Source organism: Paenibacillus sp. N119s (assembly GCF_059447605.1).
In genome coordinates this window covers 1-754 of the sequence record NZ_JCAJRU010000477.1, presented here as the reverse complement: position 1 = coordinate 754, position 754 = coordinate 1, and the positions used below count along the sequence as shown (strand labels likewise).

General features: G+C 46.4%; 1 protein-coding gene. It reads left to right on the top strand.

The window, feature by feature from the left end; all coding sequences use genetic code 11:
- Nucleotides 1-27: 27 nt before the first annotated feature.
- Nucleotides 28-754 (top strand): IS5 family transposase gene (locus AC5V8P_RS25860; RefSeq protein WP_495474089.1). Its coding sequence is split into 2 segments (ribosomal slippage), with 728 coding nucleotides annotated over them: nt 28-364 and nt 364-754; the frame shifts between segments, so codons are not numbered across the junction. This gene is flagged as partial in the annotation.

Below are 754 nucleotides of genomic sequence, written 5' to 3'. Positions count from 1 at the left end.
GAGTATCAATAATGGTAAACTTTTCGTATGAAAAGACGATACGAAATTCGAGACGACCAATGGAATCAAATTAAACATCTGCTACCTCCTGAACGAAAACCTCAGGGAGGGCGAATTGCCAAAGATAATCGAACGATGCTGAACGCCATGCTTTGGGTTGCCAGATCTGGAGCCCCATGGCGTGATTTGCCTGAACATTACGGTTCATGGAAAACCGTGTACACGCGTTTCAGACGTTGGCAGATTGCTGGAATTTGGGATGGAATATTAAAACATGTTTCCACCACACCTGACTTTGAAAACATCATGATCGATGCAACGATCGTTCGCGTCCACCAACATGGAGCGGGCGCAAAAGGGGGCAACAATTTCAGGCGATCGGTCGATCCCGAGGCGGAATAACGACCAAAATACATGCCATTGTCGACGGTCTTGGTAACCCACTTCGTTACGAGTTAACTGGCGGTAACCGTCATGACTGCGTAACAGGGTATGAAATGCTTCAGTCGATGGAACTTCAAGGGATGAACGTGATTGCTGACCGAGGATACGACATGAATAACATTCTAAACCTTCTCGATGAGAAGCAAGCTAAAGCGGTCATTCCAAGCCGAAAACATCGCAAAATCCAGCGTGAGTGCGATTGGTGGTTGTACAAGGAACGCCATCTTGTGGAATGCTTGTTTAACAAATTGAAGCACTATCGCAGGCTGGCTACACGATATGATAAGTTATCCTGCACGTTTGGAGCCTT